General features: G+C 66.6%; 20 protein-coding genes and 1 pseudogene. 8 read left to right on the top strand and 13 right to left on the bottom strand.

What is annotated here, in order from left to right; genetic code table 11:
- Nucleotides 1–352: 352 nt before the first annotated feature.
- The 4 genes from OG900_22685 to OG900_22670 all read right to left on the bottom strand — a co-directional run bounded on the left by OG900_22685 (nt 353) and on the right by OG900_22670 (nt 4,940).
- Nucleotides 353–2,476, bottom strand: a complete 2,124-nt coding sequence (locus OG900_22685) for a UvrD-helicase domain-containing protein (protein ID WUH92636.1) — start codon at nt 2,474–2,476, stop codon at nt 353–355.
- An 83-nt stretch (nt 2,477–2,559) separates the two neighbouring features.
- Complete coding sequence (locus OG900_22680) at nt 2,560–3,822, bottom strand: hypothetical protein (protein WUH92635.1); 1,263 nt, start codon at nt 3,820–3,822, stop codon at nt 2,560–2,562.
- A gap of 120 nt (nt 3,823–3,942) precedes the next feature.
- The gene (gene drmC, locus OG900_22675; protein WUH92634.1) at nt 3,943–4,689 is read right to left on the bottom strand and encodes a DISARM system phospholipase D-like protein DrmC; all 747 of its coding nucleotides are present in this window, start codon (nt 4,687–4,689) and stop codon (nt 3,943–3,945) included.
- A complete protein-coding gene (locus OG900_22670; protein ID WUH92633.1) occupies nt 4,686–4,940 on the bottom strand; it encodes a hypothetical protein in 255 nt (84 codons plus the stop codon). Before OG900_22670 ends, drmC begins: the two co-directional genes overlap by 4 nt.
- A gap of 140 nt (nt 4,941–5,080) precedes the next feature.
- On the opposite strand from OG900_22670, the gene OG900_22665 reads away from it, so the two are divergent.
- Nucleotides 5,081–5,650, top strand: coding sequence for a hypothetical protein (locus tag OG900_22665; GenBank protein WUH92632.1), 570 nt, complete (start codon nt 5,081–5,083; stop codon nt 5,648–5,650).
- On the opposite strand, the gene OG900_22660 is transcribed toward OG900_22665, so the two are convergent.
- The 4 genes from OG900_22660 to OG900_22645 form a co-directional block, all read right to left on the bottom strand.
- Entirely contained in the window at nt 5,595–6,020 is a 426-nt protein-coding gene (locus OG900_22660; protein WUH92631.1) for a transposase, read from the bottom strand. The two genes, OG900_22665 and OG900_22660, sit on opposite strands and share 56 nt — an antisense overlap.
- Before the next feature lie 396 nt (nt 6,021–6,416).
- On the bottom strand, nt 6,417–7,949 hold the full coding sequence (locus OG900_22655; protein ID WUH92630.1) for a hypothetical protein: 1,533 nt from the start codon (nt 7,947–7,949) through the stop codon (nt 6,417–6,419).
- Entirely contained in the window at nt 7,946–9,097 is a 1,152-nt protein-coding gene (locus OG900_22650) for a caspase family protein (GenBank protein WUH92629.1), read from the bottom strand. Before OG900_22650 ends, OG900_22655 begins: the two co-directional genes overlap by 4 nt.
- A 14-nt stretch (nt 9,098–9,111) precedes the next feature.
- Nucleotides 9,112–10,119, bottom strand: a complete 1,008-nt coding sequence (locus OG900_22645) for a lysophospholipase (protein ID WUH92628.1) — start codon at nt 10,117–10,119, stop codon at nt 9,112–9,114.
- A gap of 491 nt (nt 10,120–10,610) precedes the next feature.
- Here OG900_22645 and OG900_22640 point away from each other — a divergent pair, with 491 nt between their 5' ends.
- Nucleotides 10,611–10,844: an IS3 family transposase gene (locus tag OG900_22640; protein ID WUH92627.1), complete on the top strand. Its 234-nt coding sequence runs from the start codon at nt 10,611–10,613 to the stop codon at nt 10,842–10,844.
- A 76-nt stretch (nt 10,845–10,920) separates the two neighbouring features.
- Here OG900_22640 and OG900_22635 read toward each other — a convergent pair whose 3' ends face one another.
- Both OG900_22635 and OG900_22630 read right to left on the bottom strand, forming a co-directional pair.
- Nucleotides 10,921–11,421 carry a hypothetical protein gene (locus tag OG900_22635; protein ID WUH92626.1) on the bottom strand — a complete coding sequence of 167 codons (501 nt, stop codon included), beginning with the start codon at nt 11,419–11,421 and terminating at the stop codon, nt 10,921–10,923.
- Complete coding sequence (locus OG900_22630) at nt 11,418–12,671, bottom strand: IS256 family transposase (GenBank protein WUH92625.1); 1,254 nt, start codon at nt 12,669–12,671, stop codon at nt 11,418–11,420. Before OG900_22630 ends, OG900_22635 begins: the two co-directional genes overlap by 4 nt.
- A 108-nt stretch (nt 12,672–12,779) precedes the next feature.
- Here OG900_22630 and OG900_22625 point away from each other — a divergent pair.
- From OG900_22625 to OG900_22610, 4 genes and pseudogenes are all read left to right on the top strand, one after another.
- Nucleotides 12,780–13,057 (top strand): annotated as a pseudogene (locus tag OG900_22625) (IS3 family transposase).
- A gap of 694 nt (nt 13,058–13,751) precedes the next feature.
- Nucleotides 13,752–18,557 (top strand): DEAD/DEAH box helicase, encoded by a 4,806-nt coding sequence (locus OG900_22620; GenBank protein WUH95879.1) that lies wholly within the window; start codon nt 13,752–13,754, stop codon nt 18,555–18,557.
- Nucleotides 18,558–18,797: 240 nt separating this feature from the next.
- On the top strand, nt 18,798–18,965 hold the full coding sequence (locus OG900_22615; protein WUH92624.1) for a hypothetical protein: 168 nt from the start codon (nt 18,798–18,800) through the stop codon (nt 18,963–18,965).
- Nucleotides 18,966–19,166: 201 nt separating this feature from the next.
- Nucleotides 19,167–19,730, top strand: a complete 564-nt coding sequence (locus OG900_22610) for a hypothetical protein (GenBank protein ID WUH92623.1) — start codon at nt 19,167–19,169, stop codon at nt 19,728–19,730.
- 221 nt (nt 19,731–19,951) lie between these two features.
- Here the strand turns inward: OG900_22610 and OG900_22605 are convergent, their stop codons facing one another.
- Complete coding sequence (locus OG900_22605) at nt 19,952–20,320, bottom strand: helix-turn-helix transcriptional regulator (protein WUH92622.1); 369 nt, start codon at nt 20,318–20,320, stop codon at nt 19,952–19,954.
- A gap of 102 nt (nt 20,321–20,422) precedes the next feature.
- On the opposite strand from OG900_22605, the gene OG900_22600 reads away from it, so the two are divergent.
- Entirely contained in the window at nt 20,423–21,262 is an 840-nt protein-coding gene (locus OG900_22600; GenBank protein WUH92621.1) for an NAD(P)H-binding protein, read from the top strand.
- 278 nt (nt 21,263–21,540) lie between these two features.
- Nucleotides 21,541–22,113, top strand: a complete 573-nt coding sequence (locus tag OG900_22595) for a S1 RNA-binding domain-containing protein (protein WUH92620.1) — start codon at nt 21,541–21,543, stop codon at nt 22,111–22,113.
- 199 nt (nt 22,114–22,312) lie between these two features.
- Here the strand turns inward: OG900_22595 and OG900_22590 are convergent, their stop codons facing one another.
- Both OG900_22590 and OG900_22585 read right to left on the bottom strand, forming a co-directional pair.
- The gene (locus tag OG900_22590; protein ID WUH92619.1) at nt 22,313–23,173 is read right to left on the bottom strand and encodes a GH25 family lysozyme; all 861 of its coding nucleotides are present in this window, start codon (nt 23,171–23,173) and stop codon (nt 22,313–22,315) included.
- 303 nt (nt 23,174–23,476) lie between these two features.
- The gene (locus tag OG900_22585) at nt 23,477–24,217 is read right to left on the bottom strand and encodes a class I SAM-dependent methyltransferase (protein ID WUH92618.1); all 741 of its coding nucleotides are present in this window, start codon (nt 24,215–24,217) and stop codon (nt 23,477–23,479) included.
- Nucleotides 24,218–24,242 lie beyond the last annotated feature (25 nt).

Here is a 24,242-nt window from a genome sequence, read left to right as displayed (position 1 = left end):
TACAATCTCACGTCGGTAGATCGCGGCAAAGCGTGCACGACCTCCCAATCGACCAGACGAACGGGCGCAGCGTGCTGGTCTTGGGTGAGCGCAGCGTCGCCGTCCTCGCGGCGATCACCCCAATGGCATTGCGCTGCGCAACCCGCCAGATCGCCTCGAAAGTCGCCGGACACTCTTGATCTGCCAACGACCCCATGACGTGGGCCTCCTCCTCGTCCCCAGGCCGCGCCGGGAGGTGAACTCAGCGGCCCAGCAGGCGACCGTTACCCACTGGCCCACGAGCGTGTTGTCGAGATCGAAGAGAACGAAGGGCATCGCACATCCGCGCCCTAAGGAACGGCCTCATCCAGGGTCAGCCTGGCTGAGCGCTGTCGGCTGGCGTCACGCTGCCCGTCCAGAGGAAGTCACGAGCTCGCGTCGTCGCCACGAAGAGTTGGCGTCGGCCGAGTTCGCGGCGCTCGCGATCAGCCTCCGCATTCCCTTCGCTTTTGGGCATCGCCGCGTCGTGTCGCGGGAGGTAGACGCGCTTGAACTCCAGTCCCTTCGAGCGCTGGTAGCTGCCGAGTTTCACGCCGGGCACCGAGCGCCCGTCGTACCGCTCCAGCAAGACGACCGGAATACCTGACCGGCCGAGCAGCTGCGAATAGTGTTCCAGCAAACGCTTGGTCGAGCACAGCACGGCCGAATCTGCCTGCTGTTCCGCGTCGAGACTGCTCAAAGCCTCCACCAGCACCTTGTCATGCTCCTCCGATGTCGGCCACTCGCCCCGCTCTACCGCTCCTTCCTGGTACTCGGCTTCCACATCCCGACGCCCCGAGAGGCGTTCACCGTCGATGTCCTCGAAGGAGTCCTCCGCGACGCCGTCCATGGCGGCCTCAAGAATCTCCTTGCGGTTCCGGTAGTTGAGGCGCAGCACCTGGCCGCGGTCGCCGCGGACCTCGATGCCCGCGTCGGACAGCCGAAAGCCTCCTGGGTAGACGGCCTGCTGACCGTCACCCACCAGCAGCAGGCCGTTCGGTGCGTCGCCGACCAGGGCGTACAGGAGCTTGGCCCCAACGAGGGTGAGGTCCTGGACCTCATCAGCGATCACCGCGGCGTAAGGCGGCCTGGCGCCTCCCTGTACCTCGGCCAGCGCGAGGGACAACAGGTCGCTGAAGTCGTGTACTCCGCGCTCGCTACGGTTTGACTCGTACGCCTCGTACAGCGCCCAGACGGCCTCTTTGTGGTGACGCCGGAGCACCGTGTGGCGGCCGGGCCGCCGCACGGTGACGTAGTCGTCGAAGGCGGTTACGCCGCGGCCTTTGATGACGTATGTGATCTCGTCGTGCCAGTACTGCGGCTGGGGGACGAGATCGGCCAGGGCGCTCTCGCGGCCGACCCGTCGCCAGGCCAGGCTGAACGCGGTCTCCGCCTTCTCCGCGCTCAGGTTCACCTGCACTTCCTGCGACCGCAAGTAGTCGAGTGCCCATGCGTGCAGGCTGTGAAAGTCCACGCGGTCGGCGACGTGCGGGGCGAGGGAGGAAAGGAACGTCTGCTGAACGCGCGGCAGGTTACTCGCGAACGTCACGTACAGGACGCGGCCGGTCGTGCGCTGGGCTAGGTGAGCCGTTCGGTGCAGGGCAACTACGGTCTTGCCGGTGCCGGCCGGACCGCTGATCCGGGCGGGACCTGCCCAGTTGCGGCGGACCAGCGCGGCCTGGTCGGGGTGGAGGAACGTCATCCACTTCTCGATGGGCGCGCGCATGGCCTCGTCGAGAGCGGCGTCCCGCATCGCGTCGACGTCGAAGAGCCCAAGCGGTTCGGCATCGGAAGCCGCCGTGCCTGCGGGCTGCGGAGCCTCCTCCACCGATGCCTTCTCGTACTGCTGGAGGGTCTCCTCAAGATGCCCGGCGAGAAGGCGCACCAACGCTGGGCGCAGTCGGAGGCTGCGAGATATGAGCCATGGGCCGACCTCACGCTCCCCGAGAAGGTGGACTCTTCCCAGCGGCGCCGCGTCGAGCTGCTTGCCCGCGAAGACCACGAGCGGTTGCACGGCCACGGGAGACATCCCGAGCTCCGCCGACGCCTCCTCCACGGTGCGTGTCACCTGCAGGAGCCGCTGAACGTCGCCGTCCCGAGACTCCCCGGCCGCCTCGAGCTGGCCGTCGACGACCAACGGTTCGGCTTCCCAGTCCTTGACGTCGACGACGAAGATCCCGGCGGGGCCGATGAGCACCATGTACGCGCCCGCCTCAACCGCGCCGGGCCAGCGGCGGTCGGCCAGCAGCCGCCAGCCCCCTCTGCCAGTCAGCGTGAGCAGCTGAGCGGCGACCTGCCGCTCCCCCTCGCTCGCCCGCCCCCACCGCCGGACCACCTGGTGAGCGGCCCGCCACCGCTCCCGTAATTCCCTCTCCTTACGCCGCGCTTCCTGCCCCCGACGCTCCACCGATCCGTCCGCCCCCACAGCCCCACCCCTCTCACACGGAACAACGATCATAGGATGCTGTGCCATAGCGGCGACAGGTCGCGCTGCCTGCCGAGCCGTAGCTACAGCGGGCAGCGGCCTCGGACGGCGCCCGACTACCCGCCGTTGAGAAGCTCGCGGCAAGAGCGGCAATACATGGCCGCGAACCGCCCGTACCTGCGCAGAAGCTGACCGCACTCCGCACACGGCCCAAGCTCCCAGGGTGGGCAACCCAGTGCGGCAGAGGCTGCGACTCGCTCCACGTGGGTGATCCGCATCGGGTCGCGGGGCCGCCGGACCGGCATCCGGGAAAGAGTGAAGCCGCCGGTCGGCTGCGAGCGATCACGGACGGGCCGGGCATCACTGACGAACCAACCCTCTTCGCCGGCACGGCAGCTACGGTCGACCTCCTGCTCTGCGAAAGTAATCATGTCGTCGTTCTCCGAGGCTGAGGCCGCTGGGAGGGATTCCTTCTCCCCGACCAGTTCCTCCCAGAGAGCACGGTCGTCGACCGAGACCCACATATGACGGCCCGCGCGACCTCCTCCGCGGCTAGGTACGTAGACCGGGACGCTCTCACCCGTGGCGCTCTGCAGAACCATGTCCTCTATGTGCACCGGCCGCTTCTCGGGCAGGCATAGCGCGGGCACGAACCAGTCCGCATGCATGGCTCCACAGTGGCCGGCCCCCTCCCGGACGAGGCAATGACGCGCGCTACTCGGAACGCACTTCCAGACCTGAAGGTGCCGGTATCCACCGCGAATCAGCATCTCCTTGCCACCGGCGATGTCCCTCCACAGCATGTCGTCCACACGGACCCACGGCGCCCGGTCAATCAAGGACGCCGTGCGATCCTTCGCCACCCACAGGGGCGTGATCCCTTGGTCCACCGCATTGACCGACCGTCGGTGCACACTGCTCGGACTGAGGTGGTGGTACTGGATCTCCCAGCCAATCCGCAGGCCATCAGGACCTGTGACGACGGCATCCGAGACACTCCGCCGATTAGCCATGGAGACCTCGGCTTCAGCCTCCAGGCCGTACCCGATGGCGGTGTCGACGACCCGTTCCTTCGTGGCCTTGTGCTGCTCACTTTCTGCAGGAGTCGCCTTGTGCGTCACCGGCAGGTGGGAGGCGACCAAAGGACGGCGACCGCCGATCCGGCCGCGGCGGATAAACATCCAGGGCGACTTGCCACCGGCCTCCGAGAGGCACTGCCGCCCGTCGTGATGGGCCAGGCATTCGAGTAACCGCGGATCGCGCTCCGCGATGTTCGCAGTGATCTCTCGGAGTAGGTCGGGACGGTTCGGGTGACCGAGGTCGGGCAGCGATAAATTGATCTCTATGCCGTGCCGGGTGTGCCACACGCCGTTAGCCATGCAGCCATTCTATGAGCGACCACTGACAGCGGGGAGGATCGAGTGCGCCACCGTCAGCCGCATTGTTCAGACGCTTCTACTCCGCACCCACGCTTCGCCTTTCGAGAGCACACAACGTCTTCAGCGGACCTGCTCATAAAGGGTTCCCTCTACCTCGTGCAGTTCCCGCTCGACGGCTTCGGTGAGGCTCGGGTTGTCGACGAGGACGCCGAACTCGACGTTGTTGTTCTCTGCGCTCCAGGAGAAGTTCGCGCTGGTGACGAGCAGGAGATGGTGATCGACTGCGAGAAACTTGGCGTGGTTGCGGACGTAGCCGCCGTCGAATTCCTTGGTCCGCCACACCTCTGCCGGAGCAAGGTGAGCGGCCACTTCGGAGGTGGACGGGGACCAGTGGTGGCTGTTGTTGTCGGCGGCACGGGCATCGAGGTAGACACGGACGGCGACGGAATCACGCTGGGCCGCCGATCGCAGGGAGGCCCAGAGGGCAGAGCTGCGCTGGAAGTTGTAGGTGGAGCAGGTGATCGCGTGGCGGGCGCTGTCCACTATGCGGCTCACGGACGTGGTGAGCGGGCCACTCTGGGCGAGGTGGCCCGGCATCGTCCACAAGGGTGACAGCCTGCTGGGGAGTGCCCGCGCGCCCTCGATCGCGCGCAGGACGAGCACGTACTCGTGCCGCGCTGCGGGGCCGCGCCCAATTGCGTCCAGGAGCTGCCGAGCCTCTGCCCTGCGACTGGATGCAACAACCTTGAGTGCCGTAGTCAAGGTGTCGCTGTCGGCCAGGCGGTCGGCCACATCCTTGGCCTCAGTGCCGGTGAGGAGCCGGCCGAGCAGCCAAGGCGCAGCCACGGCGGTCGGAGGTCCGCTCATTCAGTGGCCTGGAAGAAGCCGAGGGTGCTACCGGGCAGGTCCAGGAGGAAGCGGCGGTCGAGGAAGCGGTTGGCGCGCTCGCAGGAGGTCTCAGAGGCCATGACGCAGCAGTGGCAGGCGGCGCCGTGCAGGAAGTCCTCGGGTTTCTGCGGGGTGCGTTTGGTGCAGATCGGGTCGGACGAGTAACGAGCGGCCTTACTGAGCGCACTGGCGACGACGCCCTGCAGGCGCTGCGGTTCGCTGAGCTGCACGAGGCCGCCGAGGGTGCCGTCGCTGTCAGTCGCTCTTGTCGTTCCGAACTTGAGGGCAGCGTTTTCGCTGGTCAGACATAGGGTCGGTGATTCGGTGGGAGTTGTGGCCTGTCGGGTTGTCGCTCGCCGGGGAGGCCGGGATGCCGTCGGTTGTCGGACTGCTGGAACAGCACGAGCTCGCTGCTCGCCGTCGTGTCGACGGGTTGCGGGAGGAGGCCGATCGGATCCAGGCTGAGTTGGCCGCGGCGGAGCAGGAATGGCAGGAGTGGGCTGTCGCCCGTAGGCGGGTTGATGCGGTCCTGGCTCCCGGTGCCGGCACCGCTGGTACGGAGGTCACCTCGGATCCGTTGGACGCGGATGTGCCGTCGCCGTCCGGGGATGCGGTCAAGCCGAGGTCGCAGGTGCCGGTGTGGTGTGAGGGCCTTGATCGGTCGGTGTTGTCGCTGGACTACCGGCGGATCGTGCAGACGCTCGCGGACCGCGTGCGGCTTCGTCAGGGGCCGCTGACGTGCCAGGAGATGGCCGCGGTGTTCGGGATGGACGTGGTGCCGGCGCGGGTGGAGGGTTTGCGGTCGAAGGCGAAGCGTCTGGTCGCGCGGGGCTGGCTGACCGAGCCGGGTCCGGTGCGGTCCCCGATGTCCGCGGCAGTGACCATCACGCCCAGCAGCAGGCCGAAGGTGTCGACCACCAGTGACGCTTTCGCCCGTTGATCAGCTTGCCGCCGTCGAAGCCGCGGCTGTCGATGCCGACCAAGGCGTCCGCCTTGACCGACTGTGAGTCGATCACGGCGGCCGTCGGCTCGGTATCACGGCCCGCACGGGTGCGGACCCGGTCACGGAGCCGGTCGTGGAACTCCCGGGCCAGACCGTGGTCGCGCCAGCGGCGGAAGAACGCGTAGACCGGGTCCCACCGCGGGAAGTCGGCCGGCATTTCTCGCCACTTGATGCCGTTGTCGACCAGATAGCGGACAGCGTCCAGTATGGCCCGGTGGCAGTAGACCTCCGGCTGCCCGCCCCGGCCCCGCATCCAGCCCGGCACCGGCTGCAACGGCCGGACCGCGGCCCATTCAGCGTCCGTCATGTCCGACGGATACCGACGCCGGCGCGTGCCGTTGTCGGCGGCGTTTCCGAACCAGTGTGCCAGACAGTCACACCCCCGAGTGACCGAACTGGACCGCCCGGCCATCCACACGGAACACTCCAACACCGGGGCCTCCTGACGTTGCTCGTTGATTCGACACCACCGAACTGTTCAGAAGGCCCCACCCTTATGCGCCGGCCCCACAGCCACTACCCAAAGAACGGGAACTCCGGTTCGAGACACATCCCGCACGGCCGGTACGACAACGCGACTGACTGCCAGCCTTCCGTGAAGGGCTGTCAATCACCAATCAAAACTGGAACCCAGGACGTGGGGCAGGTCAACCTGTCACCCAACTCTGCACCAGACCCGATCGGCCCGCAGCACCTCCCGAGGTCAGTCCTCGTCGGTGTGCACCAGCTCCTCAAGCGCGCGGGGATAGGGGTCGTCTGCGACGTCGTGATCGAGAAGGACCCTGCCCATTGGGGTGGTGAGGGTGAGGGTGCCGACGTGGGGTGCGCCGGCCCACCACCCCTGGACGATCCTCACGAGTCGGTCGCGGGAAGGGGTCGAGACGCCGCTAAGCGGAATGACCATTTGGTTGGGCGTCGTGAACCGCAGCTCGGCACCGTGCACGCCCGCGTCCATGACGACGCGAGCCAGCTCCCACAATAGGTCGCGATCCACGCGGCGGGGGCCACAGCGGACGATTAGGTCATACTCTGTGCCGCCCGATGCTTCCTGAGCGGCGACCGACACCGGCTCCCAAACCTCTGCGGGCGTCGACGTACGATTCAACCTCAGGCGAACCCCGGAGCCGTCCTGCGTGCCCAGCGAGAACTTCCGCACCGGCCCATGAGGGGACCGATCGCCTCGACGTACGAACGCCCTCGGCTTGTCGGGCTCCGGAGCCGTGTACGTAAGCAGGGCCGAGGGATGCATAGCCGCCATCAACGGCATCACGCGCGACTCAATGTGGCGGTTCGGCTCCGGTTGCCGGATCAGGTCCTCGTAGAGCAGGCCAAGCCCTTCACCGGTCAAGGGGAGTACCCAATGGTCGAGGACCTCGCGCAACGCCGACTCGTGCGACTCGCGGCCGCCCCTCCGACGCGCGACCCAGGCCGACAGTGCGGCGATGTCACCTGCGTCGGCTTGCGATCTGGGCAGATCCGAGCGCGAGGACAGCCACGCGTCGACCCAATCGACGTCCCCTTGGCGGCACCGCAGATACGCGACGGCCAGGTCGAAGAGGGTCGACTCCCCGGCTCGTGGCCGGGTGGCAGGCAGCGGCCGCCACGCTTGCGCAACGGCTCCCGCCCACAGGGACTCGCCGCGCCGCAGGGCCTCCAGCAAGGTATAGCCGGAGTCGGCCGTCGGCCGCAGCCCCAGACGGCTGCTGGCCAGGCCCTCCACCGGGTCAACGGTCATAGGCAAGCCGGGCGGCACCATCGTGCAGGCAGGGGCACGTCTGCCGCCACCCAGTTGCACGACGAACTGATGTTCGGCCGTACCCATCGGGACAAACGCCGTCGCGTCCGCCTCCGCGTCACGCAGGGCCGAGGTCGCCAGGGGCACCCACCTGTTGGCACCACTTCGATCCCCCTGCCACAGACACAGCCACCCGCTCGTGCTGTGCCGCTCTCTATCTGATGGCCGCGACTCCGTAGTGGCGACCGTCCCAAGGCGCGCCGTCGGGTCTCCGCCGGTGACAAGCGTGCGGCGCAGCGGCACGTACGGTGACCAGCCGCGCAGCAGGAACCGCTCGCCAGCACGCAGCTCCACCGTATGCGGGCGGTCGGCACAGAGCGGAAAACGGTCCAGGACATGATTGCGGCGGTCCAAGATCTCCGCCGCGCCAACGACTGTGCCCACGCCAGCAGCGGGCAGGGTTGGGGCGAGCACGGCGGTCCGCTCCGTGCGGGTACTCACAGCTCTCCCAAAGTGAGAGTGCTTTCGTGGCTTGGCGGAGACAGCCACACGTCGAAACCGGTCGCGGTGAATCGGCCGTTAACGAAGTCGGCGTCGACGCGTGCCGGACCGCTGGGACCCTCGCCCTGCCACGGGTCAGGACCCGGGTCGCGCTGCTGGATGGGATTACCGCCAATACGCTCGGACAGTGTCCACGCGGCCGATGAAAGCGCGTCACCAGGATTCGTGTCGAAGTGAAACGGCACCGGCGGGCACGCATCGAACGCAAACAGAGTTCCGCCCTTAGTAGAGCTGAGGGAGGAGTCGCACACCTGGCGTGGCTCGTCTGGTGCACGTAGTCCCGGCCACTCAGTAAGCTGGCGGACATACGGCCCGATGGTGTCCGTCGTGACCTCCCACCGCGAGCCCTGTCGAGGCTCGCGCGGCATGCACAGCGCCCTCAGTACCGCACGGGTGAACAGCGACGGCGATTTGAGGCGGGCATACGCGTCGGCGGTGACGTCGGTGGACCGCAGCACCAGCCGATCACGGCTCCGGGGTACAGCAGCTGGGGACTTGAGCGCCATGGAGTCCAGACTCGCTGCCTCTTCCAACGACGAGGGCATTCCACGGCACGCGTCGACGAAGAATAGCTGCTTCTCGGCGGCGTTGTTCTCCATCCCCTGCACCGTGCGATCCAGGTCGACGGCGTTAGCAAAGTAGGAGAACAAGCTCTCCCCTGTGTCCTGCAACAGAAGGCCGTGCGGGCCGCGGCCGATCTGCACGCCGTGACCGCAGAAGTAGAACAGCGCGACATTCTCCGCGTGGCTATCGCAGCGCTCGTACCACCGTTCGAACGCTGTCTTCACCTCGCGGAGCTCGGCGGGGGCGATCGCTGTCAGGCCGTCGTCGCCTGCCAGGTGGGTCGACGTCTCAGCCGAGATCACCACCTCGAGGCTGCCCAGCGGCAACTCCGGGCGCGCGCCCAGCGGACCGAGCAGAGCCTCGCACATCGCCATCGCGGATGCAGGCGGCGCCGTCAACTGCGCGAAGCTGCGACAGTGGTCGTCACGCTGAGCCCTGAGCCGCTGACGCGCACCGCCCTTGAACCAGTCGTACCGCCCCACGCCAATGACGAACGCGTGCAACGCCGGCCCGTCGATGGCCATATCCCTGAGTGTCGTCACAAGCAGATGTCCTCGGCAACCCGGCGAGCCAGTCGCCGATGGAAGTCCGGCGAGGTGAGATATGAGCCGTGCGGTAATAGTGCCCCGCTGTCGAACACTAGATCCTCGGCGCCGGCGAACACCGGGCTAGCTGCGAATGCCAACGGATCTCGTACGTCCACGACGTTGATCCACCGCGTCACGTTCGGCAGCGCCGGCACCCTTTCGACCTGGGGGGACGGCAATGTCGAGTCGCTCGCGGCGAACAGCTTCAGCTCCTCGAACAGGCCAACTTGCGTGCCTACGGTGACCAACAGGTCGATGTGCACGTCGGGCCGGTGGAAAGAGACGATGTCGTGGACGATGTTGCCGCCCATGCTGTGCGCCACGACGACCAACGGATCACCGCACGCCCGGGCCGCCCCGCTCGCATCGTCCAGCGCCTTGCCCACCAGGTTCACGACTGGACCCGGTCGTTCAACACTGCCGCGCCCGGCAAGGTATCCGGCAACGTCCGCGAACAACAAAGCAGCCTTCGGCATAAAGCGTCGGCTCACGGCGGCCATACCGCCGGCGACGGTTCTCGCAAAGACGGCGTTGATCCGCCGCACGGCCGCACGGGCGGGCCGTGGCACGGGCAGCGCGCCAAACGCTTCCCATTCGCTCGGTGCGCCCTTCCGCTCGCCGCTGTTCTCCAACTCGTAGTGCCAGGACTCAAGTTGTACTTCCAGGTGGTCCAGAAAGTCTATGTCAGCCTCGACCTCGCCAAGCCACCCGAAGAAGCCGATGCCGTCGCCGCGTCGGCCGTCGTCGGTCTTCCACGCCCAATAGGCCACGGCCCGAAGGCAGAACGCCACCGTCGTGTCCCGCTCCTCGGCTGATCGCGCTTCCACCGACTTCGCCAGCAGCTCCAGTGCCCACAACAGCGACTTGCGCGCCGCCGTTACCAGCACGCGTCCTTCGGCGACGTCTGACGACGCAGCCACGACCCCCGCGACCATCTCTGCGACCGAGTCGTCGGCCACTAGGCCGTCCTCGCCGAGGGATTCGACGCCGTCAACCCGCAGACTGGCCCAGTCCCACGCTGGCGGGGGCAAGAGAGCGCCCCAACAAGGATTCCAGATAGCCGACTCGGGCGCCCGACAGCCTGCCGCTGGCATCAACGCGAGCCGAAACCAGCTGTTTCGCAAGGCCGTTCGCTGCTCGTCCTCCACCCCGCGATTGCCAATTCCGTGCACGTGGACTAGCACCATGATCCCCCTCAAGCCAGCCTCCCGGACCATCTATTCTGCAACACCAGACTGAGCTGCTCTGAGTTTGGTGGAGTCCGTGATGCCAGGGTTACGATCCTGGCGAAGGAGAACCACCAGCACCATGCCAGCACCCCGTAAATACCCCGATGGACTCCGTGAGCGCGTGATCCGTGAGGTCCGGACGACCGGCCGCCCGATCGCGCACGTCGCAAAGGATCTGAAAGCGGCCGAAGTCGGCCCGTCGGCTCCGCGATGAGCAGCTCATGCTGCTGATCGAGCAGGTCCACGCGGAGTCGGGCGGCACGTACGGTGCCCGCCGGATCACCCGCGCGCTCGGGCGCAGGGGCCACCAGGTGGCCCGCTGCACCGTCGAGCGGCTGATGGCCGAGCTGGGCGTGGAGGGCGTGATCCGTGGCCGGCGGCGCCGCGGCCACCGGACCTGGTCGACCGCGACTTCACCGCGAGCCGGCCGGACCAGCTGTGGGTCGCGGACATGACGTATGTTCGTACCTGGTCGGGGTGGGTATGTGGCGTTCGTCCTGGACGTGTACTCCCGGATGATCGGAGAAATCGTCAAGACTTGTGGATCGAGTCAGGTCGGTGTTGATCCAACTCGATCAGTCGGCGGCTCGCTGCGTTCCGAACCCGGCGGGTTCGGCCCTGTTCGGCGAGGAGGCTGAGGGCCTCAGGTGAGGTGACCATACGTACGACCGAGGCAGTGCGCTGGAACCAGTCGGATGCGCTGGTGAGTTCCTCGGCGGTCCATGGCTCATCCAGCACGATTGCCCTGAGCAGGGTCCACTCGCGCAGCCGACGGGCGAGGAAGGGACGGTCTCCTATTGCCAGGGTCAAGGTTTGGGCCCAAGCGATGAACGCTGGGTCGGTCAGCAGGTGGGCTGCCCGACGTTCAAGGTGGCGGTTGACCGCGGCCTCCGCCATCGACACGTCCGGATCATCGAGGACGGCGGCCACCAGGGCGGCCTCGTCCGCCTCGGGGACATCTTCCAGATCCTGCAGGCAACTGAGGTAGCGGAGGTAATCGGGGGGATCCTCGTCGAAGGGCTGGTCGGTCATGCGGCGAGCCTTTCCGGTCGCTCCGCGAGCTGGCCACGTTCGAAGCGGGCCCCGGCGCGGACCAGGGCGACCAGGTGGGGTGCGTTCACGGCCCGCCAGCGGGCTTGCGCGGACTCGATGAGTTTGAAGACCATGGCCAGTCCCGCGGCGCGGGACCCAGCCCCCTTGGTGACCTTGGTGCGGAGCCGGACGGTGGCGAAGGTCGACTCGATCGGGTTGGTGGTGCGCAGATGGATCCAGTGCTCAACTGGGAAGTCGAAGAACGCCAGCAACTCGTCCTCATCGTCCGTGATCCGTTTGACAACCTTGGGGTACTTCGCCCCGTACGCCCGCTCGAGGCCGCGGATGGCTTTGGCCGCGTGATCCTTGTCCTCGGCGTTGTAGATCTCCTGCAGGGCCCGCTTGGCAGCGGGCTGGGCGGACTTCGGAAGAGCATCGAGCACGTTGGCGGTTTTGTGGACCCAGCATTTCTGATGACGGGTGTCGGGAAACACCTCATTCAGCGCGTTCCAGAAGCCGAGCGCACCGTCGCCGACGGCCAGGACCGGAGCCCGCATGCCCCGGCGAGCGCAATCACGCAGCAGCCCCGCCCACGCCTCGGACGACTCGCGGTATCCGTCGGCTATGGCGATCAGTTCCTTCGTGCCATCGGCGCGCACGCCCATCAGGACCAGCACCGCAGCTTTCGCCTCCTCCAAGCGGATGCGCAGGTGGACACCGTCCGCCCAGACGTAGACGTAGTCCGTGGCGGACAGGTCACGGTCCTGGAACGCGGTGTGGTCGGCCTGCCACTGCACGGTCAGCCGGGTCACCGTCGCGGGCGACAGGCCGGCCGACGAGCCGAGAAACTGCTCCAGCGCGGGCACGAAGTCCCCCGATGACAGGCCGTGGAGGTAGAGCAGCGGCAGGACTTCGCTGATCTTCGGGGACTTCCGGCACCACGGCGGCAGAATCGACGAGGAGAACCGCTTGCGCTCCCCCGTGGCGTCGTCGACGCGCTTGTCGTTCACTCGCGGAGCCCTGACCTCGACCGCCCCGGCGACCGTGGTGACCATCCGCGGCTGGTGGTAACCGTTGCGCACGGCCAGGCGGCGACCGTCACCATCGCGCTGGTCAGCCAACTCGACTATGTAACTGTTGACTTCCGCTTCCAACGCAGCGGCCAGCATCCGCCGAGCGCCCTCACGGACGATCTCATCGATCAAGGAGCCGTCTCGCGTGGAGCCGTCCTCATTCACTACGGTAAGCACGGGCGTGCCTTCCCGACCGACGCACCAACGTCGGCCTACTCGATGACCATCAAAAGGATCATTCGGGAAGGTACGCCCTTCGCGCGTCTCCCCGACACCGATCCACAGGTCTTGAGCATTGCTCGGATGATCGTCGGCTGGCAGGTAGCGAGCCACATGCGGACCGAACTTCCGCTGGACGCGCTGGAGATGGCTCTGTGGAGGCGGAGGATCAAGAAGGACTCCGGCCTGGTCCATCACAGCGACCGGTTGAGTCCAGGCAATACGTGTCGATTCGGTATACCGACCGGCTTGCCGACATCGGCGCCTCCGTCGGGTCCGTCGCCGACAGCTACGACAACGCCATGGCCGAGGCCCTGAACGGCACCTTCAAGGCGGAGCTGATCGAGATGCAGTGCCCCTGGAAGGACGTCAAGCAGGTCGAACGGGCGATCTTCCAGTAGATCACCTGGTACAACAAATGGCAAGGGAGTGAGCCTTTTCCATCATCGGTCTGAGCTGGTCAGATGCAGGGGGTTTGCTGCGCATGCCACGGAGACGATTGCCTCCGACAGCGTCACCGTGATCACCACCAGTGGCCACCGCCTCAAGCGCCATGAATGACCCCCAGGCCCTACGCGGCATCCACGCCTTCCTGGCGCGTCGTGGACTGCTGCTCGGTGAGCTCCTTGTCTACGTCGGGGCCACACCTCTCTGGTTCGCCTGGAACGTGCCGCCGGCGAATACCAGGTCACCGTCAGCGGGCCGCTTCCGGGCAACCCCACCCACCAGCGCCGCCGAAGCGAAGGCTTCGCCCGAGACGACTTCCACATCGGCCTCAACCGCCAGCAGGTCACCTGGCCCCGGGATACTGAGTCAAACAGTCAGCGTGACCATCACCGGTCTTGGCCTCACGACCATCGGCACCTCAGTCTTCGCGGTGGTGGCCCCGCACGCATCGAGGTGGGCGAGTTTCCCGCTGACTCCGGACTCTGCCCGGGCACCGTCGACTAGGCTCTCTGCAACTGCTTGGGTGCGACTGTCGATGCGCGACGGGTGCACCCACTGACTGGAATAGGGAACCGAGGCGCAGTGGCCACGATGGTGCACGACATCCTCAAGACGATCCGCGATGGTGCGGACACGAACCGCGATCTTGGAACGCGCTTCGAGCAACTCATGGTCCAGTACCTGCGCACCGACCCTCAGTACGCCGGCCACTTCAGCGACGTCTGGATGTGGGCCGACTGGCCGGGCAACGGCACCAAGAACGACACTGGCATCGACCTGGTGGCTCGGGAGCGAGACACTGGTGACTTCTGCGCGATCCAGTGCAAGTTCTATGAGCCGGATCATGTCCTACAGAAGGCGGACATCGACTCATTCTTCACCGCCTCCGGCAAGGCGCCTTTCACCAGCCGCATGATCATCTCCACCACTGACAAGTGGGGCAAGAACGCCGAGGACGCGCTGAACAGCCAGCAAATCCCGGTCACCCGGATCGGGCTGGCCGACATCGCGCAGAGCACCGTCGATTGGGACATCGTCTGGCCGAAACCTGGCGAGAACATCCAACTGCACCTTGAGCGAAAGAAATCGCTGCGCCCGCACCAAGAAGAAGCCGTTAACGCGGTCTTCGAGGGCTTCACCAGCCACAATCGCGGCAAGCTGATCATGGCGTGCGGCACCGGCAAGACGTTCACCTCGCTGAAGATCGCCGAACGGGTCGCAGCGGAGAAGGGCGGCGACGAGCCGACGCGCGTCCTATTCCTCGTTCCGTCGATCTCGCTGCTGTCACAGACCCTGCGGGAATGGACTGCCCAGAGCCAGACGCCACTGCACAGCTTTGCGGTCTGTTCAGATGCCAAGGCCAGCAAACAGACGGTGAACAGCGACAACCAGGACATGAGCACCCATGACCTGGCCTTCCCCGCTACCACTGACCCCGCCCGGCTGATCCAACAGATGAAGCGGACCGAAGCCACCCACGGCCTCTCTGTAATCTTCTCCACTTACCAGTCGATCACCACCGTCGCCCAGGCTCAGAAGACCGGCCTGCCCGACTTCGACCTCATCCTGTGCGACGAAGCCCATCGCACCACCGGCGTCACCCTGGCCGACAAGGTCGGCAAGGACGAGTCGCAGTTCGTCAAGGTTCACGACAACGCCTTCCTCAAGGCCAACCGGCGTCTATACATGACCGCGACGCCGCGTCTGTACAACGACGAGACCAAGTCCGACGCCAAACAGAACGACGCTGTCCTGTGCTCCATGGACGATGAGACGCTGTACGGCCCGGAGTTTTACCGACTCGGCTTCGGCAAAGCCGTCAAACAGGGCCTACTCACCGACTACAAGGTCCTCATCCTCACTGTTGATGAAGAGTACGTCGCCTCCTCTCTCCAGCAGCAGTTCGCCGACGAAAACAGCGAGCTGTCTCAGCTCGACGACGCTGTGAAGATCATCGGCTGCTGGAACGGTCTGGCCAAGCGGTCGGGCAGCTTCGCTGACGGCACCGGATTCCAGCCCGGCGAAGCCCCGATGAAACGCGCGGTCGCCTTCGCCAAGAACATCGCTGACTCGAAAAAGATCACTGAGCTGTTCGCGGAGGTCGTCAGTGCCTACGACGGCGCCGACGAGGACATCCTCAACTGCGAGGTCAACCACGTAGACGGCACCTTCAATGCCCTGCGCCGCAACATGCTGCTCGACTGGCTCAAGCAGGACCCGGGCGAGCACCAAGCCCGTATCCTCTCCAACGCCCGCTGCCTCTCCGAAGGTGTGGACGTCCCCGATCTGGACGCGGTCCTCTTTCTCCACCCCCGAAACTCCGTGGTGGATGTCGTCCAGTCCGTTGGCCGTGTCATGCGCCTCGCTGAGGGCAAGCAGTACGGCTACATCATCCTGCCCATTGGTATCCCGGCGGGCATGGCCCCGGAGAAGGCCCTCGCGGACAACGCACGCTTCAAAACCGTCTGGCAGGTCCTCCAGGCCCTCCGTGCGCACGACGATCGCTTCAACGCGACCGTCAACCAGCTGGAACTGAACAAGCAACGCCCTAACAACATCATGGTCGGCCACGCCGGTCCGGAGGAGGACTCTCTCGGCGATGGCACCGGTGACACGACCGCGGCCCCCAAATGGGTACAGGCCGCCTTCGGCGTCGAGGATTGGCGCGAGGCCATCTACGCCAAGATCGTCACCAAAGTCGGCGAGCGTCACTACTGGGAGGACTGGGCCAAGGACATCGCCCAGATCGCCGAGAAGCACGTCGCCCGTATCAAGGCCGCACTCAAACTCCCGGACAAAATGGCCGCGTTCGAGGAGTTCATCCAGGAGCTACGGGCGAACATAAATCCAGGCATCAGCGAGACCGACGCCATCGACATGCTCGCCCAGCACCTGGTCACCAAGCCGGTCTTTGACGCGCTCTTCTCCGACTACGCCTTCTCCAACCACAACCCGGTCTCCCAGGCGATGCAGCGCATGCTCGACATCCTGGACGACCAAGCCATCGGCGAAGAGGCCAAGAAGCTCGACAGCTTCTACGAGTCGGTGCGGGAACGCGCGGAGGGCATCGACAACCACGAGGGCCGCCAGCGGGTCATCATCGAGCTGTACGACAAGTTTTTCAAAACGGCCCTGCCCAAGACTGCCAACGCGCTGGGTATCGTCTACACCCCCGTCGAGATTGTCGACTTCATCCTGCGGGCCACCAACCAGGCACTAGGCAAACACTTCGGCACCTCGCTCTCGGACGCAGGTGTCCAGATCATCGACCCCTTCACCGGCACAGGCACTTTCATCGTCCGGCTGCTCCAGTCCGGCCTCATCAAGCCCGACGACCTGCTCCGCAAGTACACCAGCGAGCTACACGCCAACGAGATCGTGCTGCTGGCGTACTACATCGCTGCCGTCAACATCGAGGCCGCCTTCCACGACCAGCACCAGGGCGACGACTACGTACCCTTCGAAGGCATCGTTCTCACGGATACCTTCCAGCTGGCCGAAGGCAGCAAGCAGCTACGCCTGGGCCTGCTCGACGGCAATAGCGACCGGGCACGCAAGCAGCAAGAGCAGGACATCCGCGTCGTCATCGGCAATCCGCCGTATTCGGCCGGCCAGGACAGCCAGAACGACGACAACCAGAACCAGAAATACGAAGAGCTGGACCGACGTATCGCGGAAACCTACGCGGCGAAGTCCACGGCCACGAACAAGAACTCGCTGTACGACTCCTACATCCGCGCGATCCGATGGGCCTCCGACCGCCTCAAGGATGAGGGCGTCGTCTGCTACGTCTCCAACGGCGGTTACATCGACGGGAACACCGCAGACGGCCTGCGTAAGTCCCTGGCCGAGGAGTTCGACGCGATCTACTGCTACAACCTGCGGGGCAACCAGCGAACGGCTGGCGAGCAGTCCAAGAAGGAAGGCGGCAAGGTCTTCGGCTCGGGAAGCCGAAGCACCATCGCCATCCTGCTCCTAGTCAAGGGTGGAGCCGGCGCCGGCGGCGGCTGCCGGTTGTTCTACCGGGACATCGGCGACTACCTCAGCCGCGAGCAAAAGCTCGCCATCGTGGCGGCGCAGGATCTGGGCACAGTGGAGTGGCAGCCGATCGCCCCAAGCCCGGAAGGTGACTGGATCAACCAGCGGAACGATAGGTTCTTCGCGTACCGCTCAATCGGTGACAAGGACAAGGCGACCCGAGCGGAGGGAGTTTTCCACCTTTATTCAAGCGGCCTCAAATCCGGTCGCGACTCGTGGGTGTACAACTTCTCGGATCATCGCCTCAAGATGAACCTCGAGTCGATGATCGACTTCTACAACGACCAGGTGGAGGGATTTGCCGCGCACTGTGCAGCCAACGGCATCACGATCCCCACCCTGGCACATGTGGAGCAGTTCATCGATCTGGACCCGAGGCAGATCAGCTGGAACCGGGCAGACAAAGCACAGCTCCGTCAAGGCACCGCCTACGCACTCAAGGAGGCCTCGCTCTTCACCTCCGCGTATCGTCCGTTCATGAAGCAGTGGGTCTACTTCGACCGGCAGCTAAACGACATGATCTACCAGCTTCCACAGATCTTCCCGACGCCCCAGCACCATAACATCGGAATCTACGTCACGGGCTTGGGGTCGGACAAGCCATTCTCGGCACACGCTGTCGACCATATTCCGGACCTGGCCTACTGGGGCTCGAGCAACGGCCAGTTCTACCCTCGATACACCTACCGTGCACCGAATGCTGGCGACGACTTGTTCAGCGCCGCGGGGGAGGCGGCTGGCCACGAGCGCATCGACAACATCACTGATGCTGCCATTGCCGACTACCAGAGCGCCTACGGCAGCACCGTCACCAAGGACGACATCTTCTACTACATCTATGGCTTGCTGCACTCCACCGCCTACCGAGAGCAGTTCGCGGCCGACCTGAAAAAGTCGCTGCCCCGCATCCCCAAGGTCCGAGACTTCCGTGGCTTCGCGGAGGCCGGTCGGAAGCTCGCGGACCTGCACATCAGCTACGAAGCAGTGAAGCCGTACGCCGCCCTAGACGAGACGGTCACCGGTTCCCCAGACACGGATGCGACCGAGCTCTACCGCGTCGTGAAAATGAAGCTGCGTTCCAAGCAGGACAAGTCAACAATCATCTACAATAGCCGAGTCACTCTCTCCAACATCCCAGAGGTGGCTTACCGTTACCAGCTGGGTGCCCGCTCGGCCATCGAGTGGATCATCGACCGCTATCAGGTGAAGCAGGACAAAGCGAGCGGCATCGTCAACGACCCTAACGACTGGTCCGAAGAGCCGCGTTACATCATCGACCTCCTGAAGAAGATCGTGACGGTCAGTGTGGAGACGGTTCGCATAGTGGACGCCCTACCCGCGCTGGACGTCCTGGAATAGGCGCCCCTTGGCGGAAGTCATCGGGGCGCTGGGAGCCATATGGGAGCCGAACCGCTCCCCGAGCCCCCGCGAGACCGTCCCAGGCCCACCCAGACCAACACCCTGACCTGCGGAAACGCCAAATGTCCTGCTAGCGATCTTGCCCCGACGGCATTCGGGACGAAGAGGCCGTGGGTTCAAATCCCGCCACCCCGACGGTATAGCAGCAGTTCAGGGCCCTGAGTCTTCCCCGGGACCGTCTTGGAAGCCAACCGAACCCGCGCCTCGACCAACCGCGGCACGGCCTCGGCGCACCTGTGCAAGGTCGGTAGGAGCGACTGGCTCCGGGAGCCGACCGCCGACGAAGGCCTCACCGGTTTCATGCTGCCGACGTTGCCGGACGCGGCCTGGGTACTCAACGCGATGTAAGAGGTGGTCGGCGGCGGACCGGGCCGCGCCCGGCGCCCCGGTCCTGGCTGGCGGCGACTGCGCCGGGCGGAGCTGTCCCGCCGGCGAGGCGATCCGGTGGCGCCCGAGAGCCTGCCGCCCTTGTTGACCGGCTCGGGAACCGTTCCCTCCGACCCTGCGTGACCTGTCTACGTGTTGTCGGCCGGTGATGAGGGGGACCCGATGAGAGCACGGACGATGGCGGGCGTGGCGCTGACGGCTTGCGTGGCACTGGCAGTGGGCGCGTGCGGTCCGGACAAGTCGAAGGACGACACGGGCGCGGAGCCTTCGCAGTCTTCGGCGTCCACGCCGAAGGCTCAAGAGCCGTCGGCCACGCCGTCCGCGTCCCCTCGGACCGAGACGTCGTCGCCCTCGCCAACCGGCGACAAGTCCGCGCCCAGGACGAAGGCGGGCGCGATCAAGCGGTACGAGGTCTTCCTCCACGCGGTCGGCCACGAGGACATCGACACGGTCTGCGACGTGGCGGGACCCGCCGCGAAGCAGGCAGAGGACGAGGGCCTCGGCCCGTGCACCTCGACGTTCCTCGTGTCATTCAAGATGATCTCGCCCGCGCAGAAGAAGGCCCTGCAAACCGCGACGGTCGACCCGAAGCGCGTCGTCATGCGCTCGCCCGACAAGGTCGAGATACCGGTCGGAGCAGTCAAGGCCTCCATGACCTTCAGCGAAGACGAACTCGGGGACTCCACCCTGGAGTACCTCAAGAACGACTGGTACATCACCGACTGAACCGTGCCCACCTGGTCTGCGCGCGAGCACCGACCGGATGACGATCCCGTGCCGGGACGGGAACGGGGGACCCACGTACGGGATGTGACAGGTCAGTCCCCGTCACGATGGATCAGGATGACGTACGGACCTCGCGCGGGCGGCGGAGCGGCCGCGGGTCAGGGTCCGCGGCTGTGGCTCCAGGGGCAGCGGGGCCTGGTCCGACTGATGCGCACCAGGCGCTACTGCGCCACCGGCGGCAGCCGCCGCGTGATCCGGTCGAACAGCTCCGTCAGCGGCTCGCCGACGTCCCGGCCGAACTCGGTCAGCCCGTAGGTGACCTGGGGTGGCGCCGTCGGTTCGACCTCCCGCCAGACCAGGCCGTCCTGGACCAGCGCGCGCAGCGTCTGGGCGAGCATCTTCTCGCTGATGCCCTGGATGCTCTCGCGCAGCTCGTAGAACCGGAGGCTGTTGCTCCGCAAGGAGATCAGCACCCAGACGCCCCACCTGCTGGTCACGTGGTCGACCACATCGCGCGCGGGGCAGTCGGTGTGAAACACGTCATACCGCTTCTCCGCCTCGGCCTGCCTGGTCTGCGCGCCTCCCGCCATGTCATGAGCTTACCTCAGGGTATGTCCTTACCAAAAGTAAGCCCGCACTCCTAGCGTGAACGCCACAGAGGGCAACAGAGGGCATCTGACAAGGAGCACATCATGATCGTGGTGACCGGGGCTACCGGCAACATCGGCCTGCCGTTGACACAGGCGCTGGCCGAGGCGGGTCAGGAGGTGACGGCTGTGTCACGACACACGACCGCGGTGCCGAACGGCGTCCACCACGTGGTGGCCGACCTGGCCGAGCCGGCCGGCCTCAAGCCCGCGCTGACCGGGGCGAAAGCGCTGTTCCTGCTGCTGTCCGGCGATCTGCACGCCACGGGGGCCAACCCTGCCGACCTCATCAACGAAGCCGCCGCCGGCGGGGTTCGCCGAGTCGTCCTGCTCTCCACGCAGGGTGTGGTGACCAGGCCCTCCGGCCACACGCGGATCGCGATGCGCGCGCTGGAGGACACGCTGCGGGAGTCCGGCCTGGAGTGGGCCATCCTGCGGCCGGGCGGCTTCGCCCCCAACGCCCTGTGGTGGGCCGAGTCCGTCCGCACGCAACAGATCGTCGCCGCGCCCTTCGGCGACATCGGGGTCCCGATCATCGACCCCGCGGACATCGCCGCGGTCGCGGCAGCCTGCCTGCTGGACGACCGGCACACCGGCGGCGTCTACGAGCTGACCGGCCCGGAGGTGATCACTCCGCGCCAGCAGACGGAGGCCATCGCCGCCGCGTTGGGCTCGCCGGTCAGGTTCCACGAACTCACCCGCGACGAGGCCAGGACCGCCATGGCCCGGAGCATGCCGGCGGAGCTCGCCGACGACACACTGGACATCCTCGGTTCCCCCAGCCCGGCCGAGCTGCGTATCAGCCCGGACGTCCAGCAGATCCTCGGCCGCGCCCCGCGCCCCTTCGCCCACTGGGCCGCCCGCAACGTCGCCGCGTACCGCTGAGACCGGTCGACGCCGCAGGAACTGCCCACGCCCAGCTCGGACAGCTCGGACAGCTCGGACAGCTGCCAGTCGACGCGGCGAGAGCCGGACAGCGCGAGACCTCGCTGTTGGCCTCGGCAAGGGTGCGGTGCTCCCCGGGCTCGATCTTGTAGCGAGCCCAGGAGCGGTCCTCGTGCTTTCGGGCCGACGGGCGTCGGCTCTTCCCCGGCCGCGGTCGACGCAGGCGGGTAGAGCCACATCCCGTCACAACCGCGGCTGCCCATGCAAGGGTTGGCCGCATGGACGGTCCCCCTGAGCGTCCGGAACTGTGGGCGTTCCTCGCATCGCTGAACCCCGGCGAGACGCTGTCCGGCACCGTCGCGGCGATCGAGCCGTTCGGGGTGTTCGTGGCGCTCGACGACGGCCCCGCACACCCGCTCTTCTCCGGCGCCGGCTTCATCACCCACCCCGAACTCGCCTGGCAGCGCTTCGACGACGCATCGCAGGTCGTCCACGTCGGGCAGCGGGTGACGTGCGAGTTCCTCCAGTTCGACACGTGGAACCTGGAGGCCGGACTCTCCCTGCGGGCGATGCAGCCCGACCCCTTCCGGGAGTTCGCCGGCCGCGTCGAGGTGGGGCAAGTGCTGCGTGGCGACGTGACCAAGCTGGTGCCGTTCGGCGCCTTCGTGCGCCTCTCCGGCGGGATCGAGGGGCTGGTCCACCGGCAACACCTCACCGCGGGACCAGCGGAAGCCGTGTCGGACGTCGTCCAGGTCGGCGAGGTGATGACGGTCGTCGTCACCGAGATCGACCGGACCCGCCGCAGGGCCTCCCTTGCCCGGCAGCAGGAGCCCTCACCCGAGTCGCCGTGAGGCATCACCTTGACACGGTCACCCCTCCGCCTCGCGGCGAACCAGTGGGGCGGGTCGCGAATCTCGACGTACATGATCCGCCGTGAACCAACTCCGCCGCGGCGGAGCTGAGGGCGCCGGCCAGACGCCGTCGCGGCTGCCGTACCGCCCCGAAGCCGAGTCGGGAGGTACGGCAGCCGTCAGGTGGCGGAGGTGCCGGTCAGGTGTTGTTCGCGAGGTCCTTCAGGCCGCTGAGGGGGCCGTTGAACCTGTCCTGGTCGCCGGGGAAGGTGCCGGAGTCGGCGAACTGCCAGAAGGTGTAGAAGCCCCAGCCCGCCGGAAGGGTGCCCACGGTGGAGTTGTAGCGGGCGATGAAGAGCGGGTCCTTGGTCGAGTAGGCGGCGGTGTTGCCGGTGCAGGTGGTCCACCAGTCGGTGGTGGTGTAGATCGTGGCCCACCGGCCGGTCTTGGTGTGCACCTCGTTGAGGAAGTTGGTGACCCAAGTCCGCATGTCGGCCTGCGACTTGCCGTAGCACGTGGCGCCGTACGGGTTGTACTCGATGTCCAGCATGGGCGGGAGCGTCTTGCCGTCCTTGGACCAGCCGCCGCCGTGGGCGACGAAGTAGTCCGCCTGGGCCGCGGCCGTCGAGGTGTTGGGGGTGGCGAAGTGGTAGGCGCCGCGGATGAAGCCGGCGTTGTAGGAGCCCGTGTAGTTGGCGTTGAAGTTCGGGTCGCGGTAGTCGGTGCTCTCGGTCGCTTTGATGTAGACGAAGCGCGCGCCCTTGCCGTACTGGGTGCCCCAGTTGATGCTGCCCTGCCAGTGGCTCACGTCGAAGCCGGGGGTCTGGGTGACGTTCGGCGTGAGGGTGACCGGGGCGTCGGAGGCGCTGCGGCCCTCGTGGGCCGCGACGGTGGAGCCCATCCAGTCCTGGTCGGGATGGGTGACCCCGCCACCGGCGCCGGGGACGGCGGCCTGAGCGGTCGGTGCGGCGGTGAGCAGGGCCGCGGCGGTGAGCAGTCCGCCGGCGACGGCGAGCAGGCGACGCGCCAACGGCTGCGGGGAGACGGGCGACTGGACCACGGGAACCTCCGAGGGGACGGGGGAGCGGACGAAAGCGTGGTGCGGCGCGCCACCACGCCGGTCCCGGCGAGGTGGCAGGTGCATGACTATACGCGCGTAGAGTCGGCGGTGGTGGTCCCTCGGGAGAACTCTCGATGCAATTGCGCCGCGTCGCCGGAAGCAGCGTCGGACTCCACCACTACGGCAGGTTCCGTCTCATCGAACCGCAGCTCCTCGGGGACGCCGTTCCCATCGCCGCGCGACAACCGGGGCTTCCAGGCCTGTCGGGCGAGTGGATGCCTTCGCGTCTCGGCGCGGCGGAACTCACGGTTTGTGGGTCACCCAGATCACTTCCGCCGGCCAGCGGTGTGCCCAGTCGGGTGGGTCGGTCTCGTTGTAGCCGTTGGGTGTTCCGAGTTCGGGCCGCGGCTCGATGAGGTCGTCGATGATGAGACCCGCGCCGCGCAGGACCTTGACCCACTCGCCGTAGGTGAGCTGATAGCTGGTCGCCCCGTCGTCTTCGGCGATGGTGTCCAGCCCGAAATAGTCCTGCCGCAGCGTCGTGGTCACGCGGCCGGCGGCTTCGTCGTAGCAAGCTTCGAACCATGGGCTGGCGACGTTGAACACCAGGCGCCCACCGCGGCCCAAGACGCGTGCGGCCTGCGGGACGGCCAGGTGCGGGGGCGCCCAGCTGAGCCCACCGAAGTCGCAGAACACCAGGTCGAAGCTGCCGGCGGCGAACGGGAGCTGTTCGGCGGCGCCTTGCACCAGCGGGTAGCGGGCCGCTCCCATCGCACGGGCCGCTACGGCGAGTTGGGCATCGGACAGGTCGAGCCCGACCACGATGGCGCCCTCGACGGCGAGCGCCCTGGACCACTGGCCGGCGCCGCAGCCGAGTTCGAGGACGCGCTTGCCGGTGACGTCGCCCAGGGCGTGCAAGTGCGCGTCAGGGATGGAGTACATGCCCCACAGCCGGGGCGCTGCGCCGATCTGCGGGTCGTGCTCGTGCTGGTAGGCGCTGCTGATCCGGTTCCAGAGCCGCCGGTTGGCGGGGATGCTGTCCACGTGCCGACTCCAGCACTGCCTGCCG

The organism is Streptomyces sp. NBC_00433, assembly GCA_036015235.1.
Taxonomy (GTDB): Bacteria; Actinomycetota; Actinomycetes; order Streptomycetales; family Streptomycetaceae; genus Actinacidiphila.
This window is presented reverse-complemented; position numbering and strand designations above follow the sequence as displayed.

What these genes read in the sequence shown, in the direction of transcription:
- OG900_22605 (WUH92622.1), bottom strand. Translation starts at nt 20,320, where the DNA reads ATGGCGGGAGGCGCGCAGACCAGGCAGGCCGAGGCGGAGAAGCGGTAT.
- OG900_22595 (WUH92620.1), top strand. Translation starts at nt 21,541, where the DNA reads ATGGACGGTCCCCCTGAGCGTCCGGAACTGTGGGCGTTCCTCGCATCG.
- OG900_22680 (WUH92635.1), bottom strand. Translation starts at nt 3,822, where the DNA reads ATGGCTAACGGCGTGTGGCACACCCGGCACGGCATAGAGATCAATTTA.
- OG900_22660 (WUH92631.1), bottom strand. Translation starts at nt 6,020, where the DNA reads ATGACGGACGCTGAATGGGCCGCGGTCCGGCCGTTGCAGCCGGTGCCG.
- drmC (WUH92634.1), bottom strand. Translation starts at nt 4,689, where the DNA reads ATGAGCGGACCTCCGACCGCCGTGGCTGCGCCTTGGCTGCTCGGCCGG.
- OG900_22600 (WUH92621.1), top strand. Translation starts at nt 20,423, where the DNA reads ATGATCGTGGTGACCGGGGCTACCGGCAACATCGGCCTGCCGTTGACA.
- OG900_22620 (WUH95879.1), top strand. Translation starts at nt 13,752, where the DNA reads ATGGTGCACGACATCCTCAAGACGATCCGCGATGGTGCGGACACGAAC.
- OG900_22635 (WUH92626.1), bottom strand. Translation starts at nt 11,421, where the DNA reads ATGACCGACCAGCCCTTCGACGAGGATCCCCCCGATTACCTCCGCTAC.
- OG900_22640 (WUH92627.1), top strand. Translation starts at nt 10,611, where the DNA reads ATGCTGCTGATCGAGCAGGTCCACGCGGAGTCGGGCGGCACGTACGGT.
- OG900_22685 (WUH92636.1), bottom strand. Translation starts at nt 2,476, where the DNA reads ATGATCGTTGTTCCGTGTGAGAGGGGTGGGGCTGTGGGGGCGGACGGA.
- OG900_22610 (WUH92623.1), top strand. Translation starts at nt 19,167, where the DNA reads ATGAGAGCACGGACGATGGCGGGCGTGGCGCTGACGGCTTGCGTGGCA.
- OG900_22665 (WUH92632.1), top strand. Translation starts at nt 5,081, where the DNA reads ATGCCGTCGGTTGTCGGACTGCTGGAACAGCACGAGCTCGCTGCTCGC.
- OG900_22650 (WUH92629.1), bottom strand. Translation starts at nt 9,097, where the DNA reads ATGGCCATCGACGGGCCGGCGTTGCACGCGTTCGTCATTGGCGTGGGG.